The organism is Serratia sp. Sp408 (genome assembly GCF_057180665.1).
Window position 1 is genome coordinate 126963 of record NZ_JBXUFT010000007.1, and the last position, 23324, is coordinate 150286.

The window sequence follows — 23324 nt, forward strand, 5'->3', positions numbered from 1 at the left end:
TCTCGCTCAGGTTTTGCGGCTCATGACGTAGTATTCCGCCGCCTCTTCATGCAGGCGGCGGCCGGTTGTCGCCTGCCAGGGATCGATCAGTTCGATGCCGCAATAGGCAAAGTCTTTGGTATTGCGCGTGGCCAGAGTAGCGCCATACTGCAGACAGATGGCGGCAATCTGGCTGTCCGCCATGCTCATCGCCTTGCCCTGTAGGCGGTTCTTCGTGGTCAATTGCGCGTACTGCATCGCACACAGCGCATCAAACGGCAAAATTTGCCCATCAAATCTTATCTGCAACGCCTCGGCCAATTTAAGCTGAAGAGTGCGCTGTCGTTTGCCGTCAGGCAGGCAGGCGACGCCGCTGAACAGCTCGGCAAGGACAATGGCGCATAAGTAGAGCTCATCATTGTCTTTTTCATTTAGCCAATTGATCACGTTATAGTGCGGATGAGGGCGCAGCGTTTCTGAAATGACGTCGGTATCGAGAATAATCATGCTTTGCCGTCTTCATCGCCAAAGGTGGCTATGCGCGGCGACTCGGCATCGCGCGGCGGGATCTCCAGCTCAACGCCACCGAATTCGGCAAATTGCTGGTGCATCCAGGTACCCAACCCATAGCGTGGCGGCTTCTTCACCAGCGCCTGTTTCAGGATCATGCGTGCTTCTTCTTCCATGGAATGGCCGTTTTTGGCCGCGGAGATACGCAGCAGCTCTTTGACTTCATCATCCAGATTCCTGACGGTGATCGTTGCCATTAAAACCTCCTTTGCTAGCAATGATTGCATTGCTGCATTGTCTTGCCTCACCGGTTAAAATGCAATCAATGCCAATAAAAAAGGCGCGGGATCCGCGCCTTGATTGAAGAGGTAATGCGAGAAAATTACAGCTTCGGACCGGCGCCAATCAGCGCTTCACCGGCTGGGGTATCGGTATATTTGTCGAAATTGGTGATAAAGCGCTGCGCCAGATCTTTGGCCTTGTCTTCCCATTGCGCTTCGCTCTGATAGGTCGCGCGTGGGTCGAGGATGGCCGGGTTGACGCCTGGCAGCGCGGTTGGCACGGCCAAATCAAAGATCGGCAGGGTAATGGTTTCAGCGTTATCGATCTCGCCGCTAAGAATGGCGTCGATAATGCCGCGCGTGTCCTGAATTGAGATACGCTTGCCGCTGCCGTTCCAGCCGGTGTTGACCAGATAGGCCTGGGCGCCGGCGGCCTGCATGCGCTTGACCAGCACTTCGGCGTACTGGGTTGGGGGCAGCGACAGGAATGCCGCGCCGAAACAGGCAGAGAAGGTCGGCGTTGGCTCGGTTACGCCGCGTTCGGTGCCTGCCAGCTTGGCGGTGAAGCCGGACAGGAAGTGATACTGTGTCTGATCGGCGGTCAGGCGTGATACCGGCGGCAGCACGCCGAAGGCGTCGGCAGTCAGGAAGATCACCTTGGTGGCATGACCGGCTTTGGATACCGGCTTGACGATGTTCTGAATGTGGTAGATCGGATAGGAAACGCGGGTGTTTTCGGTTTTCGAACCGTCGTTGAAGTCTACGCTGCCGTCGGCCAGTACGGTGACGTTTTCCAACAGCGCATCACGTTTGATGGCGCGGTAAATGTCCGGCTCAGCCTGTTCAGACAGTTTGATGGTCTTGGCGTAGCAACCGCCTTCGAAGTTGAATACCCCGTCGTCATCCCAACCGTGTTCGTCATCGCCGATCAGTTGGCGTTTCGGGTCGGTAGACAGCGTGGTCTTGCCAGTGCCGGACAGCCCGAAGAAGATCGCCACGTCGCCTTGCTCACCGACGTTGGCCGAGCAGTGCATCGAGGCGATGCCCTTTAACGGCAGCAGGTAGTTCATGATCGAGAACATGCCTTTCTTCATTTCGCCGCCGTACCAGGTACCGCCGATCAACTGCATGCGTTCGGTCAGGTTGAACGCCACGAAGTTTTCCGAGTTCAGCCCCTGCTGCTGCCAATCGGGGTTGGTGCATTTGGCGCCATTCATCACCACGAAGTCCGGTTCAAAGTCTGCCAGCTCGTCGTCGCTGGGGCGAATGAACATGTTTTTAACGAAATGTGCCTGCCAGGCGACTTCGGTAATGAAGCGGACTTTCAGGCGGGAATCTGCGTTGGCGCCACAGAAGGTATCTACCACAAACAGGCGTTTGCCGGAAAGCTGTTCGGTAACGAGGGTTTTCAGCGAAGCCCATACTTCCGGGCTCATCGGTTTGTTGTCGTTTTTGCCTTTGCCCTGATCGGCCCACCACACGGTGTCGCGGGTGGTGTCGTCACGAACAATGTATTTATCCTTGGGGGAACGGCCGGTAAAAATCCCGGTGTCGACGGCTACCGCGCCCAGTTTGGTCACTACCCCACGCTCATAGCCTGTCAGGGAAGGATCGGTTTCTTCCTCGAACAGCAGGTCATAACTGGGGTTGTGGATGATTTCGCCGATGTCATGAATTCCATAAGCGGCGAGATCCTGGTGGGTGATACCTTTAGCACGCATGTCACTACTCCTTGGTCACAGAATTTCTGGGCGCCAATTGTAGGGATTCGCAGCGCGTTAACCGCGATAGGTATCAAATATTTAACGATTTACACTGTTTTTCGTTACGAACTGAGAGATAGCACACGGAAAAAAGCAAGCGTGCAAACGGCGTGGGCAGGCGGGCGCCGGATGGGCCCGCCAGTCAAGAGTGCAACTTAGTGCAACCGATCGCTTTCATCGGTATTGCCGGTATAGAGCGCAGCAACGTCGGTTGGCGTGAACAGGTAGTGGCTACCGCAGTAATCACAGTTCATGTCGATGTTGCCATCCTGTTCCAACATCTCGGCCACTTCGTCTGCCGGCAGGGTCAGCAGCGCGTCGGCGCAGCGTTGGCGTGAGCAGCTGCAGCGGAACACTACCGGCTGCGGCTCATACAGCGTCACTTCTTCCTGATGGTACAGGCGATACAGCACCTCGTTGGCCGGCAGGGTGAACAACTCTTCGCTCTTGATGGTGTGAGTCAACTGCACCAGATGGTCGAAATCGTCCGCGTTTTTATCGTCCTGCGCCGGCAGTACCTGCAGTAACATACCGCCCGCTGCCGGTTTGTCCGCGGCTTCGCCGGTGCGAATGAACAGGCGGGTAGGCAGCTGTTCGGACTGCTGGAAATAGTTTTCCAGGCAGGCCGCCAGCGTTGCGCCTTCCAGCGCTACGATGCCCTGATAGCGTTCGCCTTCGGCCGGTGTAATGGTAATGACCATCACGCCGTTGCCGATCATCTGATGCAACGTGCTGTCGTCGGCAATTTCACCCTGCAGGCGCGCAACGCCGCGCATTTCCTGCTGGTTGTTGCCGTTGATCACTGCCAGTTTCAGCGGACCGTCGCCCTGCAATTGCACGGTGATGTCGCCTTCGAACTTCAGAGTGGCGGTCAGCAGACTGGTGGCTACCAGCATCTCGCCCAGCAGGGTTTGCACCGGCGCAGGGTAATCATGATTGGCCAGCATCTGCTGATAGGTTTCGCTGATCGTAACCAGCTCACCGCGCACCGCGTAGTTTTCGAACAGGTAACGGTGTAATTGGTCATGGTTGGACATAATTTTCTCTCATTGAGGCGAGGGATTTATTCCGGCTCGCCAAATTTAAATTTAATCAGATCGCGCCGCTCTTTTTTGTCCGGACGGCGATCCGGATGCGGCATGGTCAGGGCATTCATTTTGCGCGCCTGCGCCATTTTTTCACGGTTGACGATGCTGGCTTCGGTTTCCTGATACAGCTGCTGCGCCTCGCTGGCGCTGCGGCGTTGGCTGGTTACTGCCCGTATTGTCACCGTGCGCTCTTCGTTGCCCTGTCGCAGTTTAATCTCGGCATTGACCTCGACGATTTTGCTGGGCTTGCTGCGCTGGCCGTTATAGTGCACCTTGCCGCCGTCGATCATTTCGCGTGCCAGTGCGCGGGTTTTGTAAAAGCGCGCGGCCCACAGCCATTTATCCAGCCGGACCGCGTCGTCTGCGGTGTCTTTTGCCTTCATGAAAGCTCCCGTTCCAGCGCCGGTAGCAAATGGCGATAATCGCGCATCGACGGGTGGCGCTGGAAGGTTTTCTCCGCCGTGCTGGAATCCGGATTCTGCACGCCCAGGCAATAACGGATGCCAAAGCGGCTGGCGGCATCAAGGATCGGCTCGCCGTCATCAACGAACAGCGTACGCTGCGCATCGAAACCGGTCTGCTGTTGAACGGCCTGCCACAGACGCTGATCTTCCTTCGGATAACCAAATGTGTGGGTGGAAAGCAATAAATCAAGGTGCCGATCCAACCCGGTGTGCGCTATTTTTACCGCCAGGCTGTGAGGATGCGCATTGGTCAGCAGGATGGTTTGGCGGCCGCTGCTGCGCAATGCCTGCAAAAACGGCTCGGTATCATCGCGCAGGCGCGCGCGATAGCCTACCTCGCTGGTCATGGCATAAATATCCAGCTCCAGTCGTTCGCTCCAGTAATCAAAGCAGTACCAGTTCATGGTGTGCTGCACCGCCAGGTACTCCGCCTCAATCAGCTGACGCGCCCGTTCGAGGGGGATTGCGCGTTGTACGCTTAACGCCTGCGGCACCAGCGTTAGCCAGAAATGGCTGTCGAACTCCAGATCGAGCAGGGTGCCGTCCATATCCAGCAGAACGGTATCGATATTGCGCCAGTCAATGTCCGGGATCATCGGTTCTCCAGGGGCAAGCCGTCACGGCTTGCAGAGGGTAAACAGGGTATAGGCTTAGGGTAGCATAACCGGATGGCGGGAGGTGATAACGGGCCGTGCTCTGCCGGCCCGATGCGGTGGGTTATGCTATCGGATGCAATGACATTGGCGTCAATTGCGGGTTGAAGCAGCTCTCATAATAGCGCTGGATATCGGCCAGGCGGCGGCGGTTCATGCGCTGACGTTGCACCACCCGCCAGGCGTTGTAGCCAAGGCTGACCACGACGCCAATCAACAGCAGGCTGGTGCCCAGATAGCGCCATAGGGTGATCATGTCAGGTTCGCTGTGCAGCGCAATATGCCGGGTGCCGTTGGCGTCCACGCTGATATTGGTGATTACGCCATGCGCCTGGAAAGGCGTATGCAGCAGGATGCTGGCCAGACGTTGCAGTTCGTTCCACTGATCCAGGGCGTTAAAGTCATTCAGCGGCGTGGTTGGCAGCGGGTGGCTGACCAGCTGTTTGCCTTCGTCGCTGGTAATCAGGAAGCCCCCCGGCGGCGGACTGTTGAGGGCCGCGGCGGCCTGACGTGTTTCCTGATAGACGAATGACGAGGTTGCCGATTTGGTCAGGTTTTCCAGCGATTCGGCACTGACCGGCCGTAGCAGTACGTTAACGCCGTTCAGCGCGCCGGAGCGTGCGCGTTTCACCAGACTGCTCCAGTTTTTGGCGTTACCCAGGTTAACCAGCGCGTTCTTTAAGCGGCCACATTCGTTATTTTCCGAGCACAAGTCCTGCGTTTTCAAAACAATATCGGAAAAATCATCCAGCAGGATCATGCCGGACTTTTCGATGGCGCTGGCCAGTTGCGGGTTGATTTTCTGGTCGGTGCCGCTTGGGTGTAACTGACTGTTGACCGTTGCCAGCAGCGCCGAAGCTTTATCGATAATGTCAGATTCTGGCTGAGGCAACGGGGCCGCGGTGTTCCAGTAAATACCCGAACAGTCGAACGGCATAAAGCCGGTGGACGGCGTGTTGATCGGCGTTGGCGGCACATAGCACATGCCGTTGCCCTGAATGCGCAGGGTATCGCCGATATGCAACGGTATGGCCTCCAGGGCCTGGACGGTGCTGACATCGGTTTTTTGTGCGCCTTGCAGCCAGGCTACGCTCAGTTTCAGCGGCAGGCTGAGCGGCACGTAGGTGATCAGCAGCAGCAATACCAGCAGCGAACTTGCCATCAGCATGGCGTTCTTGCCCCATTGTTGCAGCGGGAAGTGTTTCACTTCATCGTGCAGGGACAGGTAACGCCCCTGGCGCACCACCTGACGGTTTAAATAAATGTCGACGTCAGTGGTCTTGCCCAGATCGGCGCCAATGAATGGCTGCCAGTGCGGTGGATAAATCAGGTCAATGATGCCGAGAGAAATATTGCTGATCTGACCCTGATTGGATTCACCAAACAATCCCCAGCGCTTTGGCGTACCGCGCAGGCTGTGCACTTCGTTCAGTTCGTGCTCGGCAGGGCGTCGTAGCAGGTTCCAGCATCCCCAGGCAATCATCAGTGCCGCGACAAAAATCATCCACGGGATCACCAGTACCGGGCTTATCAGGCTAAAGAACAACAGCAGCAGGGCGGCAGAAATGATGCCGGCCTCCTTGATGCCGTTCGGGCGATGCAGCATATGCTCTTCGGGCGTTTCCTTGCGGATGTTGAGCAGTTCGACGTGTTCGCTTTCTTCCTTGCGGATCGATGCGTTACGCGCCGGCGTCGCGCTGACCGTCGGCGGCTGCGGCCGATCGTGGATATGGTCAAGCAGCGAATGGCCGTTAAGCGAGATCACCAGCGGCAGGGTTTGCGTCTTGATGATTTCAACGTGGTTGTCGGCACTGATGTACTGTTCCCAGAACGGTGGCAAATGCACCTCTTCGGAATCCAGATAATAGCGCCACTTGTTGGGTTCATCGCTGGCGAGGCCATAGCGGGTAATGGCATGGGTGATCGGGTAAACGTTATCGCTTTGCGGCGTCAGCGCCAGTTTGGCGGAGGACAACGCCGAACTGCTGGGCAATAATTTATTGCCCAGGCGATTTTGCTGGCCGAGATAATGTTCGACAGCCGCACGCTCTTCCGTCGTCAGTTTACGGTGCGTGGGCTTGATAAATGGCAGTGAACGCGCCAATACCGGCCGGTTGCGTGCCCTGAACCAAAAATACAGGCCGGCGGCAATCAGGCAGGCAAGCACTAAGGCCAATATCAACACTATTGTGCTCATGCTATCCCCATCTTATGCCGTGAACCTCACCAACCAGAATAAAAGTTGCATATTATAGGCAATAATTATCCGCTAAGCATCCAATACATCGGCAGGCTTTGAAATTGCGGTGCAAAAATATGCCAGCCTCCCATAATGCTAGCAATCGGCATGCAGTGCTAATATCGGCATTATCCTATTTTATCATGCTTTGTTTACTGAATTAGCGCAAAAAAACCGCTGGCGCTGGCGGCGCTTGTTAAAAAAAAGTAAATTACAGACGGTGCGCGTTGCGGCCAAGGTTCTCATTAACGCACAATGTGATCAAGATCGAATCGGGTGAGCGTTTAAACCGGCCGAAGCAGCCCACGGCGCCCACCATTATCCTGGTTGACTGCGGGCTACGCCAAGACGATGGGGCTAGCCGCGTCAACCAATTTGAGGCCATCATGGATAAACACCTGCAAAAACCCAACATCCTGAAAGTAGAAACGGTCGCGCGTTCGCGTTTATTTCACGTAGAGTCGGTCGATCTGGAGTTCAGTAACGGTGTGCGGCGGGTGTATGAGCGCATGCGGCCCTCCGATCGCGAAGCGGTGATGATTGTGCCGGTCATCGGCGACGATCTGTTGCTGATCCGCGAATATGCCGTCGGCACCGAATCTTACGAACTGGGCTTTCCGAAGGGGCTTATCGATCCGGGTGAAGGCGTGTTGGAAGCGGCCAACCGCGAACTGATGGAAGAGGTGGGCTACGGCGCTGAGCGCTTTGATTTTCTCAGCAAACTGACGATGGCGCCGTCGTACTTTTCCAGCAAAATGAACATCGTGCTGGCGCACGATCTTTACCCGCAACGTCTGGAGGGCGACGAGCCGGAACCGTTGCCGCAGGTGCGCTGGCCAATTGCCAATATGATGGCGCTGCTGGCGGAGCCGGATTTTCGCGAGGCGCGCAACGTTAGCGCGCTGTTCCTGACCGAGGCGTTTTTGCGCGGCTCACGCTGAGGCTGGTATGCACAATGCGGGCTCGCTGTTCGTCGAGACAAAGAAAAAGGGCCAGATGATTCTGGCCCTTTTGGTTTAGAACAGTTCGTGGCTCTCGCCGCCGGCATCCATTAGCGTGGTGCCGGCGTCGTATGTGGGGTACTCGGTCGGCTGGGTGCCTTCAATGAAATACTCGGACCGGCTGCCCGCGCCGCCTTTCGACAGCTTGCCGGTAGCCTTGTCGATGGTGACGCTGATAATGCCCGGTGGCGGAGTAACCTTCTGCTCCGGGATACCGTCCAACGCGACTTTCATAAATTCGTCCCAGGCCGGTTGCGCACTCTTCGCGCCGCCTTCGCCGCCGGAGACCTGATCGTCAATCGCCCCTGACGCCGTGGAACGGCCGAGATCGCGGCGATGATCGTCAAAGCCAATCCATACGGTGGTCACGGTGTCCGGGCCGTAGCCGGAGAACCAGGCGTCTTTCGAACTGTTGGTGGTACCGGTCTTGCCGCCGATGTCATGACGTTTCAGATCGCGACCGGCACGCCAGCCGGTGCCCATCCAGCCCGGCTCGCCATAGATGTTGCTGTTCAGCGCATCGTGGATCAGGAAGGCCAGCGGGGTGCTGATGACGTGCGGCGCATACTGCTGATCGCCGTCCTGCAATACCTGGGCCGGGGTCACCTGCTCCAGTTTTGGCATTGGCACGCCGGCATTGTTGCCTTCCTGCGATACCGCCACATTCTCGACGTTATCGTCAGACAATACCGCAGAGCGATGGGTATCACCGTAAATCACCGGCAGGTTGCAGCTGTTGCACACCACTTTCGGTTTGGTTTCGAAGATGGTATTGCCGGTTTCGTCGTCAATGCGCGTAATGAAATACGGGTCGACCAGATAACCGCCGTTGGCCAGTACCGCATAGCCGCGGACCAGTTGCATTGGGGTGAACGACGCCGAACCGAGCGCCAGCGACTCCGAATGCACGATATTCTGCGCCGGGAAGCCGAAACGTTGCAGATATTCTGCAGCGTAGTCGACGCCCATGGCGCGCATGGCGCGAACCATGACCACGTTCTTCGACTGCCCCAGCCCTTGACGCAGGCGGATTGGCCCGACATAGGTCGGCGGCGAGTTCTTCGGACGCCATTCGGTGCCGGAACCGGCATCCCAACGGGTGACCGGCAGGTCGTTAAGAATGGTGGCCAGCGTCAGCCCCTTGTCCATCGCCGCGGTATACAGGAACGGCTTGATATTGGAGCCCACCTGACGCAGCGCCTGGGTTGCGCGGTTGAACTTGCTCTGATTGAAGTCGAAACCGCCGACCAGTGCTTTCACCGCGCCGTCATGCGGATTGAGCGAAACCAGCGACGAGTTGACATCCGGGACCTGCGACAGCCACCAGGCATCGTCCACTTTACGCACCCACACTTGCTGGCCGGCCTGAACCACATCGGTAACGCGTTTCGGTGTCGGCCCCTGCTGCGTGTCGGACTTGTATGGGCGTGCCCAGCGCATGCCGGCCATCGGCAAGGCGATGCTGCTGCCGTCGGCCAGCAGGGCGGTCGCCTGTTCGGCGTCGGCCTGGGTGATCACCGCCGGCGCCAGCGGGCCATAGTTCGGCAGGTTCTTCAGCGAATCAACGATCTGCTTCTGATCCCAGGCGGCTTCGCCCACTTTCCACAGCACGTTGGATGGGCCGCGATAACCGTGGCGCATATCATAAGCCAGCACGTTGTCGCGCACCGATTTCTGTGCGGCCAACTGCAATTTTTTGGTGATGGTGGTGTAAACCTTATAGCCATCGGTATAGGCGTTCTCACCGTAACGCTTGATCATCTCCTGGCGCACCATTTCGGCCAGATACGGCGCTGAGAAGCTGATCTGCGGTGCATGGTAATTGGCAACCAGCGTTTCGCTGCGCGCCTGATCGTACTGCGCCTGGGTGATGTAATGCTCGTCCAGCATACGCGACAGCACGACATTGCGGCGCGCTACGGCACGATCGTGCGAATACAGCGGATTAAAGGTCGACGGCGCCTTGGGCAGGCCGGCAATGGTGGCCATTTCGCTTAGGCTGAGCTGGCTGACGTCTTTGCCGAAATAGACCTGTGCGGCGGCGCCCACGCCGTAGGCACGGTAACCCAGATAAATCTTGTTCAGATACAACTCAAGAATTTCATCTTTCGACAGCATCTGCTCGATGCGTACCGCCAGGAAGGCTTCCTTGATCTTGCGCGTCAGGGTGCGCTCCGGGCTCAAGAAAAAGTTTCTCGCCAGTTGCTGGGTGATGGTACTCGCACCCTGTGAGGCATGGCCGGAAACCAGGGCAATGGAGGCCGCGCGGAAGATACCTACCGGATCGACGCCATGGTGCTCATAGAAGCGGCTGTCTTCGGTAGCGATAAACGCATGCACCATCACCGGCGGGATTTGCGCCAGTTTAAGCGGGATACGGCGTTTTTCACCGTATTGGGCGATCAGTTCGCCATCGGCACTGTAAACCTGCATCGGGATTTGCAGCCGAACATCTTTCAGCGTTGCTACGTCGGGCAGCTGTGGCTCGACATATTTGTACAAGCCAAAAATCGAGGCTGCTCCCAGCACGATGCAACACACTGCAAGGATTAAAAAATACTTTACGAACTTCACCTGAGATTTCCCATTTTCATGTCATTTGGGCAGTTTATAAACAACCGCGCGGTAGTATAAAGGCAAGCCTGCGACATGGATATGTTCTTTTATCATCTTGCTGTATGGAGGCTGGTCAAAATATGTTCTCACAAGCATGGACGGTGGGGCTCGATATACAAAGCAGCAGCGTGCGCGCGCTGGCGGCACAGCGGCGTCGCGGCGGTTGGCAACTGCGTCATTGGTGGCAACAAAGCTTGCCACGGCCGATCCTGCGTGACGGTTATCTGGATCAATCCGAAAGTTTAGTTCCGGTGTTACGACAATGGCGTAGCCGTTTGCCGAGACATATTTCCTTACGCATTGCCTTGCCGGTGCAACGTGTTTTGCAACAACAGATCCCCATGCCCGATAGCCGTTTACAGGCGTCGGCACGCAACGATTATGTCACCAGCCAGGGGCTGAAACAGTTTCCGCTCGACGGTCAGACACTGGTGCTCGACTACCGTGCGCCGTCGGCTCAGTCGGCAACGCTGCTGTTGACCGCCGCGCGTCAACAGGAGCTGCAGCAGTGGTTGCACTGCCTGCAACAGGCCGATCTGCATCCTCAGGTGGTGGACATCACCCCTTGCGCCCTGTTGTCGATGGCGGCCCAGGCCGGGTTGGCGCCGCAGGCCGCGCTGCTGCATCGGCTGGACGATCAATGGCTATGGGCAGCGCCACGCAGCGAGGCGTTTGCCTGTGGTTTGCTGCCGGTGGATAACAAGGCCGATGTGGCGCAGGCGTTGCGGGCGGTACGCGCTGCCTGTCCGTCGCTGGGTGACAAGGAAATCTATTACAGCAGCGTGTTTGAAGAACCATTGCCGGACGGCGCGCTGCGCTGGTCGCCGTTAAGCGCCTTCAGCCACTTGCAGCCGCCGCTGCCTGCCTGGCCACAGGCCTTCGTTCTGGCCGGCGGGCTGGCGTTACGTGCGGAGGATGGCTGATGTATCAAGTGAATCTGTTGCCCTGGCGTGAGCGTGTGCTGCGGCGGCGCGGCATGTTCTGGTTGCGCCTGTTGATGCTACACCTGATGGTGGCATTGACCATCCCGGCGCTGATGTTGGGTGGCTTGCGTTATCAGCAGCAGCAACTGCGCGACACGCTGCAAGGGCGGGAACGGCAGTATGACGAGCTGGCGCAGCGCTACCGGCAAACCCAGGCGGCGCTGGCGCAATGGACGCAGTTGACCGCACTGGATGCACAGCGTCGACGCAATCAAACGCATAACCAACGTTATCCCCGACTGTTGCGGCAGTTGGCGGAGGCGTTACCGCAGCCACTGTGGCTGGTGGCGCTGGAGGAACACCACCAGCGTGTAACCTTGCGCGGCCTAAGTCCACATTACCCGGCGATAGTCGAACTGACGCACAATTTAACGGCGCAGGCGCTATTGCCGGGCCATCGGTTGGCCGAGGTGATCCAGCGGCAGGACGGTTTGCTGACCTTTGTCCTGACGGCGCCGTGGGGAGATGATGAATAAATCCCTGCCGTCCTGGTTGACGCCGTGGCTGAGTCGTCCGGCCTGGCAACTGCTGGCCGGACAGTGGCTGTTGCTGACGGGGCTGACGTCGTTACCCTGCGCGCTGTGGGTGCAGGCCGAATGGCAGCAGCACGTGCGGCTGCAATCCGAAATGCGACAGCAGGCGGTAAGTATCGACCAACTGCAACAGCAACTGTCGCAGCAGCCTGCGCTGTATGAACTGCAACGGCGGCTGGCCGTGCGGGCGGCACAACCGGCCGATGGCGACCTGTCGTCCAGCCTGCAACAGGCCGGCGTAGTGCTACTGCGCTGGCAGCAGCAACCGTCATTGCGGCAAACGCTGAACATGCGGGTAGATTACGCTGGCCTGCTGCGCGTATTGAACGCATTGCCCACGACCTTGCGCATTGAGCGTCTGGGGGTAGATGCGCGGGCGGAGGGGCTGGTTGCCGAGTTGGTGCTGCAGGCGCGAGGCGACGATGACGACGCGAGTTAACTGGCTATGGCTGCTGCTGTCGCCTGCGTTATGGGCTGAACCGGCACGCAATCCCTTTCAGCCGCCGTTGTTGGCGCCATGCAGTGCGCCCTCGCTATCGCCGGCCGGCTGGCAGTTGAAGGGCATCGTCGGGCAACCGGCGCGGCGTCATGGCTGGGTATTAACGCCGAACGGGCAGTGGCTGCGGCTGATCGCGCAGCAAACGGTGTTGGCTGACGGTTGGCGGGTGGGGGCGATTTCAGCTCGGATGCTGGTATTGCATGCCATCGCCAACGACCCGCTTTGCCCGCCGGCAGCCGACGACCTCAGGTTGACGCTGGATAACCATAAGGAAGAAAAATGAAGGGATGCAAAGCTGCGGTGCTGCTGTTGTGGAGCGCTGCTACAGCGACGAGCGCCATGGCGCAGGACGACAAACCGATTTCACTGGCGTTCCACGATACGCCCGCCACGGTGGTCTTGCAGGCGCTGGCGGATTATCAGGGGTTGAACCTGGTTGCGGCGGCGGGCATCGGCGGCAATGTGACGCTGCAGCTGGACAACGTGCCATGGCGGCAGGCGCTGGCGCTGATCTTGCGTATTGGCAAACTGTCGATGACCCAGGACGGTTCGGTGATGATGGTGGTTGCGCAGCCGGATGAACAGCAACGACAGGCATTGGCACGTCAGCAACCGTTACAGGCGTTGACGCTGGCGTTGCAGCACGCCGATGCCGAGACCATCGCTGCAAGTTTGCAGGCTCAGCGCGGCACCCTGCTGAGCGAGCGTGGCAGCGTGGTGGTGGATAAACGCACCAATGCCCTGATGATCCGCGATGCTGCACCGGCGCTGTCGGCGTTGCAGGGCTGGCTGCGCGAGCTGGATAAACCGCTGGAGCAGGTGCAATTGGCGGCGCACATTGTCACCATCAGCCGTGAAGACTTACGCGAACTTGGCGTTCGCTGGGGATTGACGGCAGATCAGCGGGCGGCCAAACGCCTGCGTATCGACAATTTCAGCGTCGGTCTGCCGCTGGAACGCAGCGCGATAAACGTCGGTTTTCATCTGGCGCGCGTCAGTGGGCGCCTGTTGGATCTGGAACTGATGGCGCTGGAGCAGGAAAACGCGGTGGAGATCATCGCCAGCCCACGCTTGCTGACGGCCAATCAGCAGACCGCCAGCATCAAACAGGGGACGGAAATTCCCTATGAAGTGTCCAGCGGTGCCAGTGGAGCCACCGCGATACAGTTTCGGGAGGCGGTGCTGGGCATGGAGGTGACGCCCAGAATTTTACCCAACGGCCTGATCACCCTGACGCTGCATATCAGCCAGAACATGCCCGGCCGTGCCGTTCGGCAGGGCAGCGGTGAAGCGCTGGCGATCGACAAGCAGGAAATAAAAACCCAGGTGACGGTGAAAAACGGCGAAACCGTGGTATTGGGCGGTATCTTCCAGCGGCAACGCAGCCATGGCGCCGATAAGGTGCCGGGGCTGGGGGATGTGCCGCTGCTGGGATCGTTATTCAAACAAAGCAGCAAACAGCACAAAAAGCGCGAGTTAGTGATATTCATCACACCAACCCTGATTAAGGTCTGAACAGGTGGACACTCGCCGGACGAAAATCTGCTGAAGTTGATGAGCAGATGCACTTTTTTGTCATCTTGAGGGCATCTGCGTTTGACGCTGCGACCGATTTAGCTTACAAGGGTTACCGAATTGAGCTCCGAGGTTTTTTTGTTAACGCCAAGACGCCGCTAAAAACGTATGGTTTCCCTCCTGCGGCGTAGATATACCCAATAGATTTCAAGTTGCATCACGGCGGCAACTGAACGAATCCCGCGCAAACCGGGGTGAGTAAGGCAGTCAACGGCAGGCTTGCTTGAAAGATACGGGGTAGGGCGATTTATTCGGTTGCCAAACTACCAAGAGTGTTGAGATAATTTTTTGTCTGATCTCGCACTATCGCTCATGAGGTTTCAGTTTAGGTCCCGCCGCTGATTTGATTGGCGGGGCGGGTTAACATTAACGAATAGTCTTAGTAATACCGAAAAACATGGCAGAGAAACGCAATATCTTTCTGGTTGGGCCTATGGGTGCCGGCAAAAGCACTATTGGCCGTCAGTTAGCTCAGCAACTCAATATGGAGTTTTTCGACTCCGATCAAGAAATTGAGCGACGTACCGGAGCTGACGTGGGCTGGGTATTCGACGTGGAAGGCGAAGAAGGTTTCCGCGATCGTGAAGAAAAAGTCATTAATGAACTGACGGAAAAGCAAGGGATCGTGCTGGCTACCGGCGGTGGATCGGTTAAATCGCGTGAAACGCGTAACCGTCTGTCGGCGCGTGGCGTCGTTGTCTACTTGGAAACTACCATCGAGAAGCAATTGGCCCGTACCCAGCGTGATAAAAAGCGTCCGCTGCTACAGGTTGATTCGCCTCCGCGCGAAGTGCTGGAAGCACTGGCCAAAGAACGTAACCCGTTGTACGAAGAAATTGCCGATGTGACTATCCGCACCGACGATCAAAGCGCTAAAGTAGTTGCCAACCAGATCATCAACATGCTGGAAAGCAACTGATTGCGGTTTCCGTGTTCGGCTTTGGGCAGAGGCGGAAGACTGATTGTGTTTCCCCTAACGTGGGGATAAACCACCACCACAATGAGAACTGAGCGCGACATGGAGAGAATTACTGTAACGCTTGGGGAGCGAAGCTACCCGATTACCATTGCTGCCGGATTGTTTGACGATCCGGCTTCTTTTATGCCGCTGAAGGCGGGTGAACAGGTGATGCTGGTCACCAACCAAACGCTGGCACCGCTGTATCTGGACGCTGTTCGGAAGGTGCTGGAGCAAGGCGGCGTGGTGGTGGATCAGGTGATTTTGCCTGATGGCGAACAGTATAAATCCCTGACCGTGCTGGATCAGGTGTTCTCGGCGCTGCTCGAAAAACCACACGGCCGTGATACCACGCTGATCGCCCTGGGCGGCGGCGTGATCGGTGACCTGACTGGATTTGCTGCCGCGTGTTACCAACGCGGCGTGCGGTTCATTCAGGTGCCTACCACCCTGCTTTCGCAGGTGGATTCTTCCGTTGGCGGCAAAACCGCCGTCAACCATCCGCTCGGCAAAAACATGATCGGCGCATTCTATCAACCCGCTTCGGTGGTGATTGATCTGGACTGCCTGAAGACGCTGCCGGCGCGTGAACTCTCCTCCGGTCTGGCCGAAGTAATCAAATACGGCATTATTCTCGACGCGAATTTCTTTACCTGGCTGGAAAACAACATCGGCAAGCTGGTGGCGCTGGATATGCAGGCGCTGGCGTACTGCATTCGTCGCTGCTGTGAGCTGAAAGCCGAGGTGGTCGCTGCCGATGAACGAGAAAGCGGGCTGCGCGCTTTGCTGAATCTGGGCCATACTTACGGCCATGCCATCGAGGCTGAAATGGGCTATGGCGTCTGGCTGCACGGCGAAGCCGTTGCCGCCGGCATGATGATGGCGGCCTATACCGCACATCGTCTTGGCCAGTTTTCCGCCGACGACATCGCACGCGTTCGTCAACTGCTGTTACGCGCCGGCCTGCCGGTGAACGGGCCGCAGGAAATGGCGCCGGCAGCCTATTTACCGCATATGATGCGTGATAAAAAAGTACTGGCCGGCGAACTGCGACTGGTATTGCCGACGGCGATCGGCGCGGCGGAAGTTCGCAGCGGCGTGTCGCACGAGCAGGTACTGGCGTCGATCGCCGATTGCCTGCCTGACTAACCGGCAAGGCAGTTGCCAGCTAACGGCTATATTAATAACGAGCGAACGGGGTCATCCCGTGAGTCATGATTTGGGTTAATCGGTTTGCCTCACCGCAGATGACGGTGGCAGGCCTTTGCCTCTAGTGGGAGGGTTTCAGATGGATGAGTTTAAACCGGAAGACGATCTCAGACCTGACAGCAGCGATCGTCGTCCTGCACGTTCGCGCAAGCCAGCTCCGGGGCCGCGTTTTGCCGTTTCACGTCAGCACATGATGATTGGCATCGGCATTTTGGTGCTGCTGTTGCTGATCATCGGCATCGGTTCGGCGCTGAAGGCACCCACCAAGCATGAGGCTGCCCAGCAGGGCACCCAGCCGGGAGCGGCACGTGATATCAATCTGGCGGGCTCTTCGTCGCTGACGGCGAATAATCAGGGCGTGCCGGGTGGCACCAACGATGCCAACGATGCCAACGGCGTCAACCTTTCAACGCAGCAGCCGCAAAACATCAGCGTTCCGCCGATTTCTGCTACGCCAACCGAAGCACAGCAGCAACCACCGCAGGGTGGCGCGCAGCAGCGCGTAGAGCTGCCGGGCAACATGGCTGATGCCCTGTCGTCGCAGCAAGGCCAGGTCGATGCTGCAACCCAGGGGGCCAACGGTGCGGTGTCCAGTTTGCCGACGGCACCGGCGACGGTGATGGGTGGCGCAGCGCCGGGGGAAACTACCCGTCCGGTACAAGGCCACACGCCGGCACAAACGCATAAGACACCGGCGAAAACCGCCAGCAAACCGGCAACCGCCAACCAGCATAAAACAACGCCACCGGCATCGAGCAAACCTGCTGCGACCAGCGGCAACGGTGGCGCCATCGCCTCTGCGCCGGGCGGTCACTATACGCTGCAGCTGAGCAGTGCCTCCCGTTCCGATACGCTGAACGCCTATGCCAAGCAGCAAAAGCTGCCGCATTATTTCGTCTACGAAACCAGGCGTAACGGCAAGCAGTGGTTTGTGTTGGTCAGCGGCAACTATGCGTCTTCCGCTGAGGCAAAACGGGCGATAGCCACGCTGCCGGCAGATGTGCAGGCGAAAAAACCCTGGGTCCGCTCGGTACGTCAGGTACAGCAGGATCTGAAAAAGTAACCCGACAGATTTCAAGTGACGGCCAGGCAGCCGGACGAGAGCGACAGGGGCGTAGTGCGCTACGCCCCGCCGACTCGCCGCGCCAGCCGGTTGAAATTGGCGGGGTGTAGGCCCTGAATGACTGGCCATGGCATCAAGGCGGCAGCTAAACGCATTCCGATCAGCTTACACGGTAAAGGATTCGGAGCAGTGTGTGCAGCCAGCCCAGATGCGGCTTCAGGTATGACGGGCGTAAATCATTTTAATTTGTGCGCTGATGTGCTGTCTGAAACAGAGTACAATCCGCCGCTCTGAATTGTATAAGTAGCTAACTGACGGCATGAAGAAAAACCGCGCTTTTTTAAAATGGGCTGGTGGAAAATACCCGCTGGTTGACGAGATCCGTCGTCATCTGCCGGCGGGCGACTGCTTAATCGAGCCCTTCGTGGGTGCGGGTTCAGTCTTTCTGAACACGGAATACGACGCCTATATTCTCGCCGACATCAACAGCGATCTTATCAACCTGTATAATATCGTTAAACTGCGTACGGATGACTTCGTGCGTGATGCCCGCACTCTGTTCACCGATGAATTCAATAACTCAGACCAGTTTTACCTGCTGCGCGAAGAGTTCAATACTAGCCAGGACGCTTACCGTCGGGCGCTGCTGTTTCTCTATCTGAATCGCCACTGTTACAACGGCCTGTGTCGTTACAATCTGCGTGGTGAATTCAACGTGCCGTTTGGCCGCTACAAAAAGCCTTACTTCCCCGAGGAAGAACTGTACTGGTTCGCTGAAAAATCACGCAATGCCACTTTTGTCTGTGAGCATTACCGCGATACCATGTTGAAAGCGTCCAGCGGTGCGGTGGTGTACTGCGATCCGCCGTACGCGCCGCTGTCGGCCACGGCGAACTTTACCGCCTACCACACCAACAGTTTCAGCCTTGCCGATCAGCAGGGACTGGCGCAGATAGCGCATCAGTTGTCGGTGGAAAGCCGGGTGCCGGTATTGATCTCCAATCACGATACCGAATTGACCCGTGACTGGTATCAGCACGCCTCACTGTATGTGGTGAAGGCGCGTCGTACCATCAGCCGCAATATTTTGGGCCGTAGCAAGGTCAACGAGCTTTTGGCGCTGTATCGCTAAGCCGGGAACAGGCAGGCACCCCGGCGTATAATAATTACCCCTACGTTTGGAGAAGCGGATGAAAAAGTTTTTGATTGCCCCGTCCATTCTGTCGGCAGATTTTGCCCGGTTAGGTGAGGACACGGCCAACGTGCTGACAGCAGGCGCCGATGTGGTGCATTTCGACGTGATGGACAACCATTACGTGCCCAACCTGACTATCGGCCCGATGGTGTGTCAGGCGCTGCGCAATTACGGTATCACCGCGCCGATTGACGTACACCTGATGGTGAAGCCGGTTGACCGTATCATCCCGGATTTTGCCAAGGCCGGTGCCAGCTACATCTCTTTCCACCCTGAAGCCTCTGAACACGTCGATCGCACCATTCAATTGATCAAAGAGCACGGCTGCAAGGCCGGGCTGGTCTTCAACCCGGCGACCCCGTTGAGCTATCTGGATTACGTGATGGATAAAATCGACGTGATCCTGCTGATGTCGGTCAACCCGGGCTTCGGCGGCCAATCGTTCATTCACGGCACGCTCGACAAGCTGCGTCAGGTTCGTAAGCTGATCGACGACAGCGGTCGTGATATCCGTCTGGAAGTCGACGGCGGGGTCAAGGTGGATAATATCGCGGAAATCGCCGCCGCAGGCGCTGACATGTTTGTCGCCGGCTCGGCGATTTTCGGCAAGCCAGATTACCGTGCAGTGATCGACGAGATGCGCAGCGAGTTGGCGAAGGTGACGCATGGCTGATTTTTCGGCCATTCGCGGTCTGGCTTTTGATCTCGATGGTACGCTGGTGGACAGCGCACCGGGCCTGGCTGCCGCCATTGACATGGCGTTGCTGGAGTTGGGCTGTTCACCGGCCGGCGAGGCTCGCGTAGGCACCTGGATTGGCAATGGCGCCGACGTGCTGGTGCAACGCGCTCTGCGCTGGGCGGAACGTGACGCCAATCCGGAGCTCGACCAACAAATGCGCGCCCGCTTCGATCATTTTTATGCACAAACCGTCAGCAGCGGCAGCCGCCTGTTCCCGCAGGTGCAGTCCACGCTGGCGCAGTTGGCGGCCGCGGGTTACCCGATGGCGTTGGTGACCAACAAGCCGACGCCGTTTGTTGCCCCGCTATTGCAGACGCTAGGGATCTTTGACTATTTTTCGCTGATTATCGGCGGCGATGATGTTATCGAGAAAAAACCGCACCCGGCGCCGTTGTATCTGGTGCTCGGCAAGCTTGGCCTGCATGCCAGTCAACTGCTGTTCGTCGGTGATTCGCGCAATGATATTCAGGCGGCACAGGCGGCAGGTTGCCCGAGCGTTGGCCTGACTTACGGTTATAACTACGGTGAAGCGATTGCCCTGAGCCATCCAGATCGGGTGTTGGAGCGCTTTGCCGATTTGTTGCCCGCCCTTGGGCTGTCATCTTTAGAGAATCAGGAAATGTAAACATGAGTAAGCCCATCGTATTTAGCGGCGCACAGCCGTCCGGCGAACTGACCATTGGCAACTACATGGGTGCACTGCGTCAGTGGGTACATTTGCAGGACGATTACGACTGCATATACTGCATCGTTGATTTGCATGCGATTACCGTGCGTCAGGACGCGGAAACCCTGCGCAAGGCCACGCTGGATACGCTGGCGCTGTATCTGGCCTGCGGCATCGATCCGAACAAGAGCACCATCTTTGTGCAGTCGCACGTGCCGGAACACACCCAGTTGAGCTGGGCGCTGAACTGCTACACCTATTTCGGCGAACTGAGCCGCATGACCCAGTTCAAGGACAAGTCCAGCCGCTATGCAGAGAACATCAACGCCGGCCTGTTCAGCTATCCGGTATTGATGGCGGCGGACATCCTGCTGTATCAAACCAATCAGGTACCGGTGGGTGAGGATCAGAAACAGCACCTGGAGCTGAGCCGTGACGTGGCCTCCCGCTTCAACGCGCTGTACGGCGAGATCTTTAAGGTCCCTGAGCCGTTTATTCCCAAGTCCGGCGCGCGCGTGATGTCGTTGCAGGAACCGACCAAGAAAATGTCCAAGTCGGACGATAACCGCAACAATGTGATCGGCCTGCTGGAAGATCCGAAAGCGGTGACCAAAAAGATCAAACGTGCGATGACCGACTCCGATGAGCCGCCGGTTATTCGTTACGACGTGGCGAACAAGGCCGGGGTATCCAATCTGCTGGATATTCTGTCAGGCGTCACCGGCAAACCTATCGCAGAGCTGGAAGCCGAGTTTGAAGGGCAAATGTACGGCCACCTGAAAGGGGCGGTTGCCGACGCGGTTTCCGGCATGCTGAGCGAGTTGCAGGTGCGTTACCATCAGTTCCGTAACGACGAAGCCTATCTGCAGCAGGTGATGCGTGACGGTGCGGCCAAGGCGCGTGCACGGGCGCAGGAAACGCTGAGCAAGGTCTATCAGGCCATCGGCTTTGTGACACAGCCGTAAGCGTGACGTTACCGCCGGGCGCGGCTGCCGCGCTCTGTGTATCAGGCCGGGCTTGCCCGGCCTTTTGTTATGCCATTTTTGCCAGATCCGGCGCGGCGCTGTGGCTGGCGAACCAGTTCAATTTGCTGCGCAGACTCACCACGCTGCCGACGATAATCAGGCTTGGACTGGCGGCCTGCTGTGCCAATAATGCCAACTGGGCCAGTTCTCCTTCGATAACCCGCTGACGGCAAGAGGTGCCGTTTTCCACCAGCGCGACCGGCGTTGTAGCGGCCATGCCGTGTGCCTGCAATTGGCATTGGATTTCAGCTGCCTGCGTCAATCCCATGTAAAATACCAGCGTCTGCCGGTCTGCGGCCAGCGTTGCCCAGTCCAGGCCGCCATCGGCCTTGGCGTGGCCGGTTACCAGCCGGACGCTTTGCGCATGGTCGCGGTGGGTGAGGGGAATGCCGCTGTAGGCTGAACAGCCCGATGCGGCGGTAATGCCGGGCACTACCGAGAACGGAATACCGCCATCGGCCAGCGTTTCCAATTCCTCGCCGCCGCGGCCGAAGATAAACGGATCGCCACCTTTCAGCCGAACAACGCGTTTGCCACGCTGCGCTTGTTCAAGCAGGATGCGGTTGATCTGCTCCTGCGGTACGCAATGCTGTCCGGCGCGCTTGCCAACGAAAATGCGTTCGGCGTCGCGCCGTACCAATGCCATCACTTCGTCGGACACCAGTCGGTCATACACCACCACATCGGCCTGCTGCATCTGCTGCAGACCTTTTAGCGTCAGCAGGCCGGCATCACCGGGTCCGGCGCCCACCAGCACCACTTCACCGCGCGCGCGCTGCGGCGTGTCGAATAGCTCTTCGGTCTGCTGCGCCGCCAGCGCGGCATCGTTGTTGGCCAGCGATTGTGCCAGACGATGGTGGCTGAACAGTCTTTCCCAAAAACGGCGGCGATCGGCCGGATCGGCAAAGTGCTGTTTGACGCGCTGGCGCAGGGCTCCGCCCCAATGCGCCAGGCGGCCGAGATGCTGTGGCAGCATCGCCTCGAGTTTTTCTCGCAGCAGGCGTGCCAGCACCGGCGCTTTACCAGCAGAGGAGACGGCAACCATGATCGGCGACCGGTCGATAATCGACGGCATAATGAAACTGGCACGTTTCGGATCGTCCACCACATTGCAGAAAACCCGTTGCTGATTGGCGCACTGATAGACCAGGGCGTTGACTTCCACGCGGTCCGTAGCGGCGATCGCCAGCCATTTTCCCACCAGCAAATCAGCGTTGAATTCCCCAACCACCAGCGTCAGCCGGCCTTCAGTGGCCCATTGCCGAAATTGCGGATTGAATTGGCTGGCGTTGACGGTCAGCGCTGCGCCGGCATCCAGCAACAGACGCGCTTTACGCTCGGCGACTTCACCGCCGCCCACCAGCAGGCAAGCCTTGTGTTGCAGTTGGCAAAATATCGGTAGGTAATCCATCAGCAATCCTCAGGGAAGGCGACAAAAGGGGGCGCCAGACCCCCCGATATTACGCGGTTTGACGTGCGTTGGCGCTCTCGGCCTGCGGGCGCTGGGCGCGCGGCGTGGCGTACCAATAGCCGAGGCCCATGAATACGGCGCCGGAAACCGTATTGCCCAGTGTCACCCACAGCAGGTTGTGGCCGATGCCGCCCAGCGTATAGGCATCGCCGTGCTGACCAAACCAGGAAAGGGCGAACAGCGTCATGTTGGCGACCGAGTGCTCATAGCCGGAGGCGATGAAGGCTAGCAGACACCACCAGATGGCAATGAATTTTGCTGCGCCTTCAACGCGCAGCGCCATCCAGATCGCCAGACACACCAGCCAGTTACACAGTACGCCCTTGAAGAACAGTACGCTCGCCGGCGCGGTGGTTTTCGCCAGCGCTACGCTATGTACCAGGCTGGTATCCACCGGCAGCAGGCTGCCACCGCCGTAATAATACATCAACGCCACCAACACCGAGCCAAGCAGGTTACCCAGCCAGGTCTGCGGTAACACCGCCCACATTTGGCTATGGCTGATGGTGCCGGCCTTGACGCCGAGCGTCAGAAACATGGTGTGGCCGGTGAACAGCTCTGAACCGGCAATGATCACCAGCGTCAGCGCGATACCGAAGGTGGCACCCATCACCAGCGGCCGAATCGACGGATCCACCAGATTGCCCAGGGTAAAAATCAGAATGATGCCGAGGCCGACGTAGGCGCCGGCCATCGCCGAACCGATCCAGAATCCGAGCGGGCTCTCTTTCGCCAGTTTGACAATGCGCGCCGCGTTGGCGGCGCATTTGTTGATGGTGTCGGTAAACATGGTTTTTCCCTAAAGTTTAAATG

At 58.0% G+C, this 23324-nt stretch carries 23 protein-coding genes; 13 read left to right on the forward strand and 10 right to left on the reverse strand.

The genetic code is table 11. The features are described from left to right. Nucleotides 1–6: 6 nt before the first annotated feature. The 7 genes from AC2AXP_RS18590 to AC2AXP_RS18620 form a co-directional block, all read right to left on the reverse strand. A complete protein-coding gene (locus AC2AXP_RS18590; RefSeq protein WP_198773705.1) occupies nucleotides 7–486 on the reverse strand; it encodes a type II toxin-antitoxin system VapC family toxin in 480 nt (159 codons plus the stop codon). Beyond that, nucleotides 483–746 (reverse strand): FitA-like ribbon-helix-helix domain-containing protein, encoded by a 264-nt coding sequence (locus AC2AXP_RS18595; RefSeq protein ID WP_039991362.1) that lies wholly within the window; start codon nucleotides 744–746, stop codon nucleotides 483–485. Before AC2AXP_RS18595 ends, AC2AXP_RS18590 begins: the two co-directional genes overlap by 4 nt. Nucleotides 747–871: 125 nt before the next feature. Beyond that, nucleotides 872–2491, reverse strand: coding sequence for a phosphoenolpyruvate carboxykinase (ATP) (gene pckA, locus AC2AXP_RS18600; protein ID WP_484381862.1), 1620 nt, complete (start codon nucleotides 2489–2491; stop codon nucleotides 872–874). A gap of 197 nt (nucleotides 2492–2688) precedes the next feature. Beyond that, complete coding sequence (gene hslO / locus AC2AXP_RS18605) at nucleotides 2689–3570, reverse strand: Hsp33 family molecular chaperone HslO (protein ID WP_004956346.1); 882 nt, start codon at nucleotides 3568–3570, stop codon at nucleotides 2689–2691. 26 nt (nucleotides 3571–3596) lie between these two features. Then, nucleotides 3597–4004: a ribosome-associated heat shock protein Hsp15 gene (gene hslR, locus AC2AXP_RS18610; RefSeq protein WP_273871281.1), complete on the reverse strand. Its 408-nt coding sequence runs from the start codon at nucleotides 4002–4004 to the stop codon at nucleotides 3597–3599. Then, nucleotides 4001–4681 carry a GMP/IMP nucleotidase gene (gene yrfG / locus AC2AXP_RS18615; protein ID WP_004956343.1) on the reverse strand — a complete coding sequence of 227 codons (681 nt, stop codon included), beginning with the start codon at nucleotides 4679–4681 and terminating at the stop codon, nucleotides 4001–4003. The genes hslR and yrfG overlap by 4 nt, the downstream gene beginning before the upstream one ends. A 121-nt stretch (nucleotides 4682–4802) precedes the next feature. Further along, nucleotides 4803–6935 (reverse strand): intracellular growth attenuator family protein, encoded by a 2133-nt coding sequence (locus tag AC2AXP_RS18620; RefSeq protein ID WP_198773707.1) that lies wholly within the window; start codon nucleotides 6933–6935, stop codon nucleotides 4803–4805. 428 nt (nucleotides 6936–7363) lie between these two features. Between AC2AXP_RS18620 and nudE the strand changes: the two genes are divergently transcribed. After that, nucleotides 7364–7918: an ADP compounds hydrolase NudE gene (gene nudE, locus AC2AXP_RS18625; protein WP_039992457.1), complete on the forward strand. Its 555-nt coding sequence runs from the start codon at nucleotides 7364–7366 to the stop codon at nucleotides 7916–7918. 75 nt (nucleotides 7919–7993) lie between these two features. On the opposite strand, the gene mrcA is transcribed toward nudE, so the two are convergent. Further along, entirely contained in the window at nucleotides 7994–10552 is a 2559-nt protein-coding gene (gene mrcA, locus AC2AXP_RS18630) for a peptidoglycan glycosyltransferase/peptidoglycan DD-transpeptidase MrcA (protein WP_004956339.1), read from the reverse strand. Between the two features lie 122 nt (nucleotides 10553–10674). Here mrcA and pilM point away from each other — a divergent pair, with 122 nt between their 5' ends. The 12 genes from pilM (at nucleotide 10675) to trpS (ending at nucleotide 20980) form a co-directional block, all read left to right on the forward strand. Continuing rightward, nucleotides 10675–11517: a type IV pilus biogenesis protein PilM gene (gene pilM, locus AC2AXP_RS18635; protein ID WP_039992456.1), complete on the forward strand. Its 843-nt coding sequence runs from the start codon at nucleotides 10675–10677 to the stop codon at nucleotides 11515–11517. Next, nucleotides 11517–12053, forward strand: coding sequence for a PilN domain-containing protein (locus tag AC2AXP_RS18640; protein WP_004956337.1), 537 nt, complete (start codon nucleotides 11517–11519; stop codon nucleotides 12051–12053). The genes pilM and AC2AXP_RS18640 overlap by 1 nt, the downstream gene beginning before the upstream one ends. Continuing rightward, on the forward strand, nucleotides 12043–12549 hold the full coding sequence (locus tag AC2AXP_RS18645) for a hypothetical protein (RefSeq protein ID WP_004956336.1): 507 nt from the start codon (nucleotides 12043–12045) through the stop codon (nucleotides 12547–12549). Before AC2AXP_RS18640 ends, AC2AXP_RS18645 begins: the two co-directional genes overlap by 11 nt. Beyond that, complete coding sequence (locus AC2AXP_RS18650; RefSeq protein WP_004956335.1) at nucleotides 12533–12892, forward strand: HofP DNA utilization family protein; 360 nt, start codon at nucleotides 12533–12535, stop codon at nucleotides 12890–12892. The genes AC2AXP_RS18645 and AC2AXP_RS18650 overlap by 17 nt, the downstream gene beginning before the upstream one ends. Next, nucleotides 12889–14124 carry a DNA uptake porin HofQ gene (gene hofQ, locus AC2AXP_RS18655; RefSeq protein ID WP_004956334.1) on the forward strand — a complete coding sequence of 412 codons (1236 nt, stop codon included), beginning with the start codon at nucleotides 12889–12891 and terminating at the stop codon, nucleotides 14122–14124. Before AC2AXP_RS18650 ends, hofQ begins: the two co-directional genes overlap by 4 nt. 457 nt (nucleotides 14125–14581) lie before the next feature. After that, complete coding sequence (gene aroK, locus AC2AXP_RS18660) at nucleotides 14582–15103, forward strand: shikimate kinase AroK (protein ID WP_004391482.1); 522 nt, start codon at nucleotides 14582–14584, stop codon at nucleotides 15101–15103. A gap of 99 nt (nucleotides 15104–15202) precedes the next feature. Further along, entirely contained in the window at nucleotides 15203–16291 is a 1089-nt protein-coding gene (gene aroB / locus AC2AXP_RS18665; RefSeq protein WP_039991351.1) for a 3-dehydroquinate synthase, read from the forward strand. Nucleotides 16292–16430: 139 nt separating this feature from the next. After that, nucleotides 16431–17414 (forward strand): SPOR domain-containing protein, encoded by a 984-nt coding sequence (locus tag AC2AXP_RS18670; RefSeq protein WP_484381863.1) that lies wholly within the window; start codon nucleotides 16431–16433, stop codon nucleotides 17412–17414. Between the two features lie 319 nt (nucleotides 17415–17733). Beyond that, entirely contained in the window at nucleotides 17734–18546 is an 813-nt protein-coding gene (dam, locus tag AC2AXP_RS18675) for an adenine-specific DNA-methyltransferase (protein ID WP_004956327.1), read from the forward strand. 58 nt (nucleotides 18547–18604) lie between these two features. Beyond that, complete coding sequence (gene rpe / locus AC2AXP_RS18680; protein ID WP_004956326.1) at nucleotides 18605–19282, forward strand: ribulose-phosphate 3-epimerase; 678 nt, start codon at nucleotides 18605–18607, stop codon at nucleotides 19280–19282. Continuing rightward, nucleotides 19275–19973 carry a phosphoglycolate phosphatase gene (locus AC2AXP_RS18685; RefSeq protein ID WP_004956325.1) on the forward strand — a complete coding sequence of 233 codons (699 nt, stop codon included), beginning with the start codon at nucleotides 19275–19277 and terminating at the stop codon, nucleotides 19971–19973. The genes rpe and AC2AXP_RS18685 overlap by 8 nt, the downstream gene beginning before the upstream one ends. A 2-nt stretch (nucleotides 19974–19975) precedes the next feature. Then, on the forward strand, nucleotides 19976–20980 hold the full coding sequence (gene trpS, locus AC2AXP_RS18690) for a tryptophan--tRNA ligase (RefSeq protein WP_004956324.1): 1005 nt from the start codon (nucleotides 19976–19978) through the stop codon (nucleotides 20978–20980). 67 nt (nucleotides 20981–21047) lie between these two features. On the opposite strand, the gene cysG is transcribed toward trpS, so the two are convergent. Then, the gene (gene cysG, locus AC2AXP_RS18695; RefSeq protein ID WP_484381864.1) at nucleotides 21048–22451 is read right to left on the reverse strand and encodes a siroheme synthase CysG; all 1404 of its coding nucleotides are present in this window, start codon (nucleotides 22449–22451) and stop codon (nucleotides 21048–21050) included. A gap of 49 nt (nucleotides 22452–22500) precedes the next feature. Then, on the reverse strand, nucleotides 22501–23301 hold the full coding sequence (gene nirC / locus AC2AXP_RS18700; RefSeq protein WP_004956322.1) for a nitrite transporter NirC: 801 nt from the start codon (nucleotides 23299–23301) through the stop codon (nucleotides 22501–22503). Nucleotides 23302–23324 lie beyond the last annotated feature (23 nt).

What these genes read in the sequence shown, in the direction of transcription:
- rpe (WP_004956326.1), top strand. Translation starts at nt 18,605, where the DNA reads ATGAAAAAGTTTTTGATTGCCCCGTCCATTCTGTCGGCAGATTTTGCC.
- nirC (WP_004956322.1), bottom strand. Translation starts at nt 23,301, where the DNA reads ATGTTTACCGACACCATCAACAAATGCGCCGCCAACGCGGCGCGCATT.
- hslO (WP_004956346.1), bottom strand. Translation starts at nt 3,570, where the DNA reads ATGTCCAACCATGACCAATTACACCGTTACCTGTTCGAAAACTACGCG.
- pilM (WP_039992456.1), top strand. Translation starts at nt 10,675, where the DNA reads ATGTTCTCACAAGCATGGACGGTGGGGCTCGATATACAAAGCAGCAGC.
- AC2AXP_RS18650 (WP_004956335.1), top strand. Translation starts at nt 12,533, where the DNA reads ATGACGACGCGAGTTAACTGGCTATGGCTGCTGCTGTCGCCTGCGTTA.
- AC2AXP_RS18645 (WP_004956336.1), top strand. Translation starts at nt 12,043, where the DNA reads ATGATGAATAAATCCCTGCCGTCCTGGTTGACGCCGTGGCTGAGTCGT.
- aroK (WP_004391482.1), top strand. Translation starts at nt 14,582, where the DNA reads ATGGCAGAGAAACGCAATATCTTTCTGGTTGGGCCTATGGGTGCCGGC.
- AC2AXP_RS18590 (WP_198773705.1), bottom strand. Translation starts at nt 486, where the DNA reads ATGATTATTCTCGATACCGACGTCATTTCAGAAACGCTGCGCCCTCAT.
- nudE (WP_039992457.1), top strand. Translation starts at nt 7,364, where the DNA reads ATGGATAAACACCTGCAAAAACCCAACATCCTGAAAGTAGAAACGGTC.
- AC2AXP_RS18670 (WP_484381863.1), top strand. Translation starts at nt 16,431, where the DNA reads ATGGATGAGTTTAAACCGGAAGACGATCTCAGACCTGACAGCAGCGAT.
- yrfG (WP_004956343.1), bottom strand. Translation starts at nt 4,681, where the DNA reads ATGATCCCGGACATTGACTGGCGCAATATCGATACCGTTCTGCTGGAT.
- AC2AXP_RS18640 (WP_004956337.1), top strand. Translation starts at nt 11,517, where the DNA reads ATGTATCAAGTGAATCTGTTGCCCTGGCGTGAGCGTGTGCTGCGGCGG.
- trpS (WP_004956324.1), top strand. Translation starts at nt 19,976, where the DNA reads ATGAGTAAGCCCATCGTATTTAGCGGCGCACAGCCGTCCGGCGAACTG.
- AC2AXP_RS18685 (WP_004956325.1), top strand. Translation starts at nt 19,275, where the DNA reads ATGGCTGATTTTTCGGCCATTCGCGGTCTGGCTTTTGATCTCGATGGT.
- pckA (WP_484381862.1), bottom strand. Translation starts at nt 2,491, where the DNA reads ATGCGTGCTAAAGGTATCACCCACCAGGATCTCGCCGCTTATGGAATT.
- hslR (WP_273871281.1), bottom strand. Translation starts at nt 4,004, where the DNA reads ATGAAGGCAAAAGACACCGCAGACGACGCGGTCCGGCTGGATAAATGG.
- AC2AXP_RS18620 (WP_198773707.1), bottom strand. Translation starts at nt 6,935, where the DNA reads ATGAGCACAATAGTGTTGATATTGGCCTTAGTGCTTGCCTGCCTGATT.
- AC2AXP_RS18595 (WP_039991362.1), bottom strand. Translation starts at nt 746, where the DNA reads ATGGCAACGATCACCGTCAGGAATCTGGATGATGAAGTCAAAGAGCTG.
- hofQ (WP_004956334.1), top strand. Translation starts at nt 12,889, where the DNA reads ATGAAGGGATGCAAAGCTGCGGTGCTGCTGTTGTGGAGCGCTGCTACA.
- aroB (WP_039991351.1), top strand. Translation starts at nt 15,203, where the DNA reads ATGGAGAGAATTACTGTAACGCTTGGGGAGCGAAGCTACCCGATTACC.
- cysG (WP_484381864.1), bottom strand. Translation starts at nt 22,451, where the DNA reads ATGGATTACCTACCGATATTTTGCCAACTGCAACACAAGGCTTGCCTG.
- dam (WP_004956327.1), top strand. Translation starts at nt 17,734, where the DNA reads ATGAAGAAAAACCGCGCTTTTTTAAAATGGGCTGGTGGAAAATACCCG.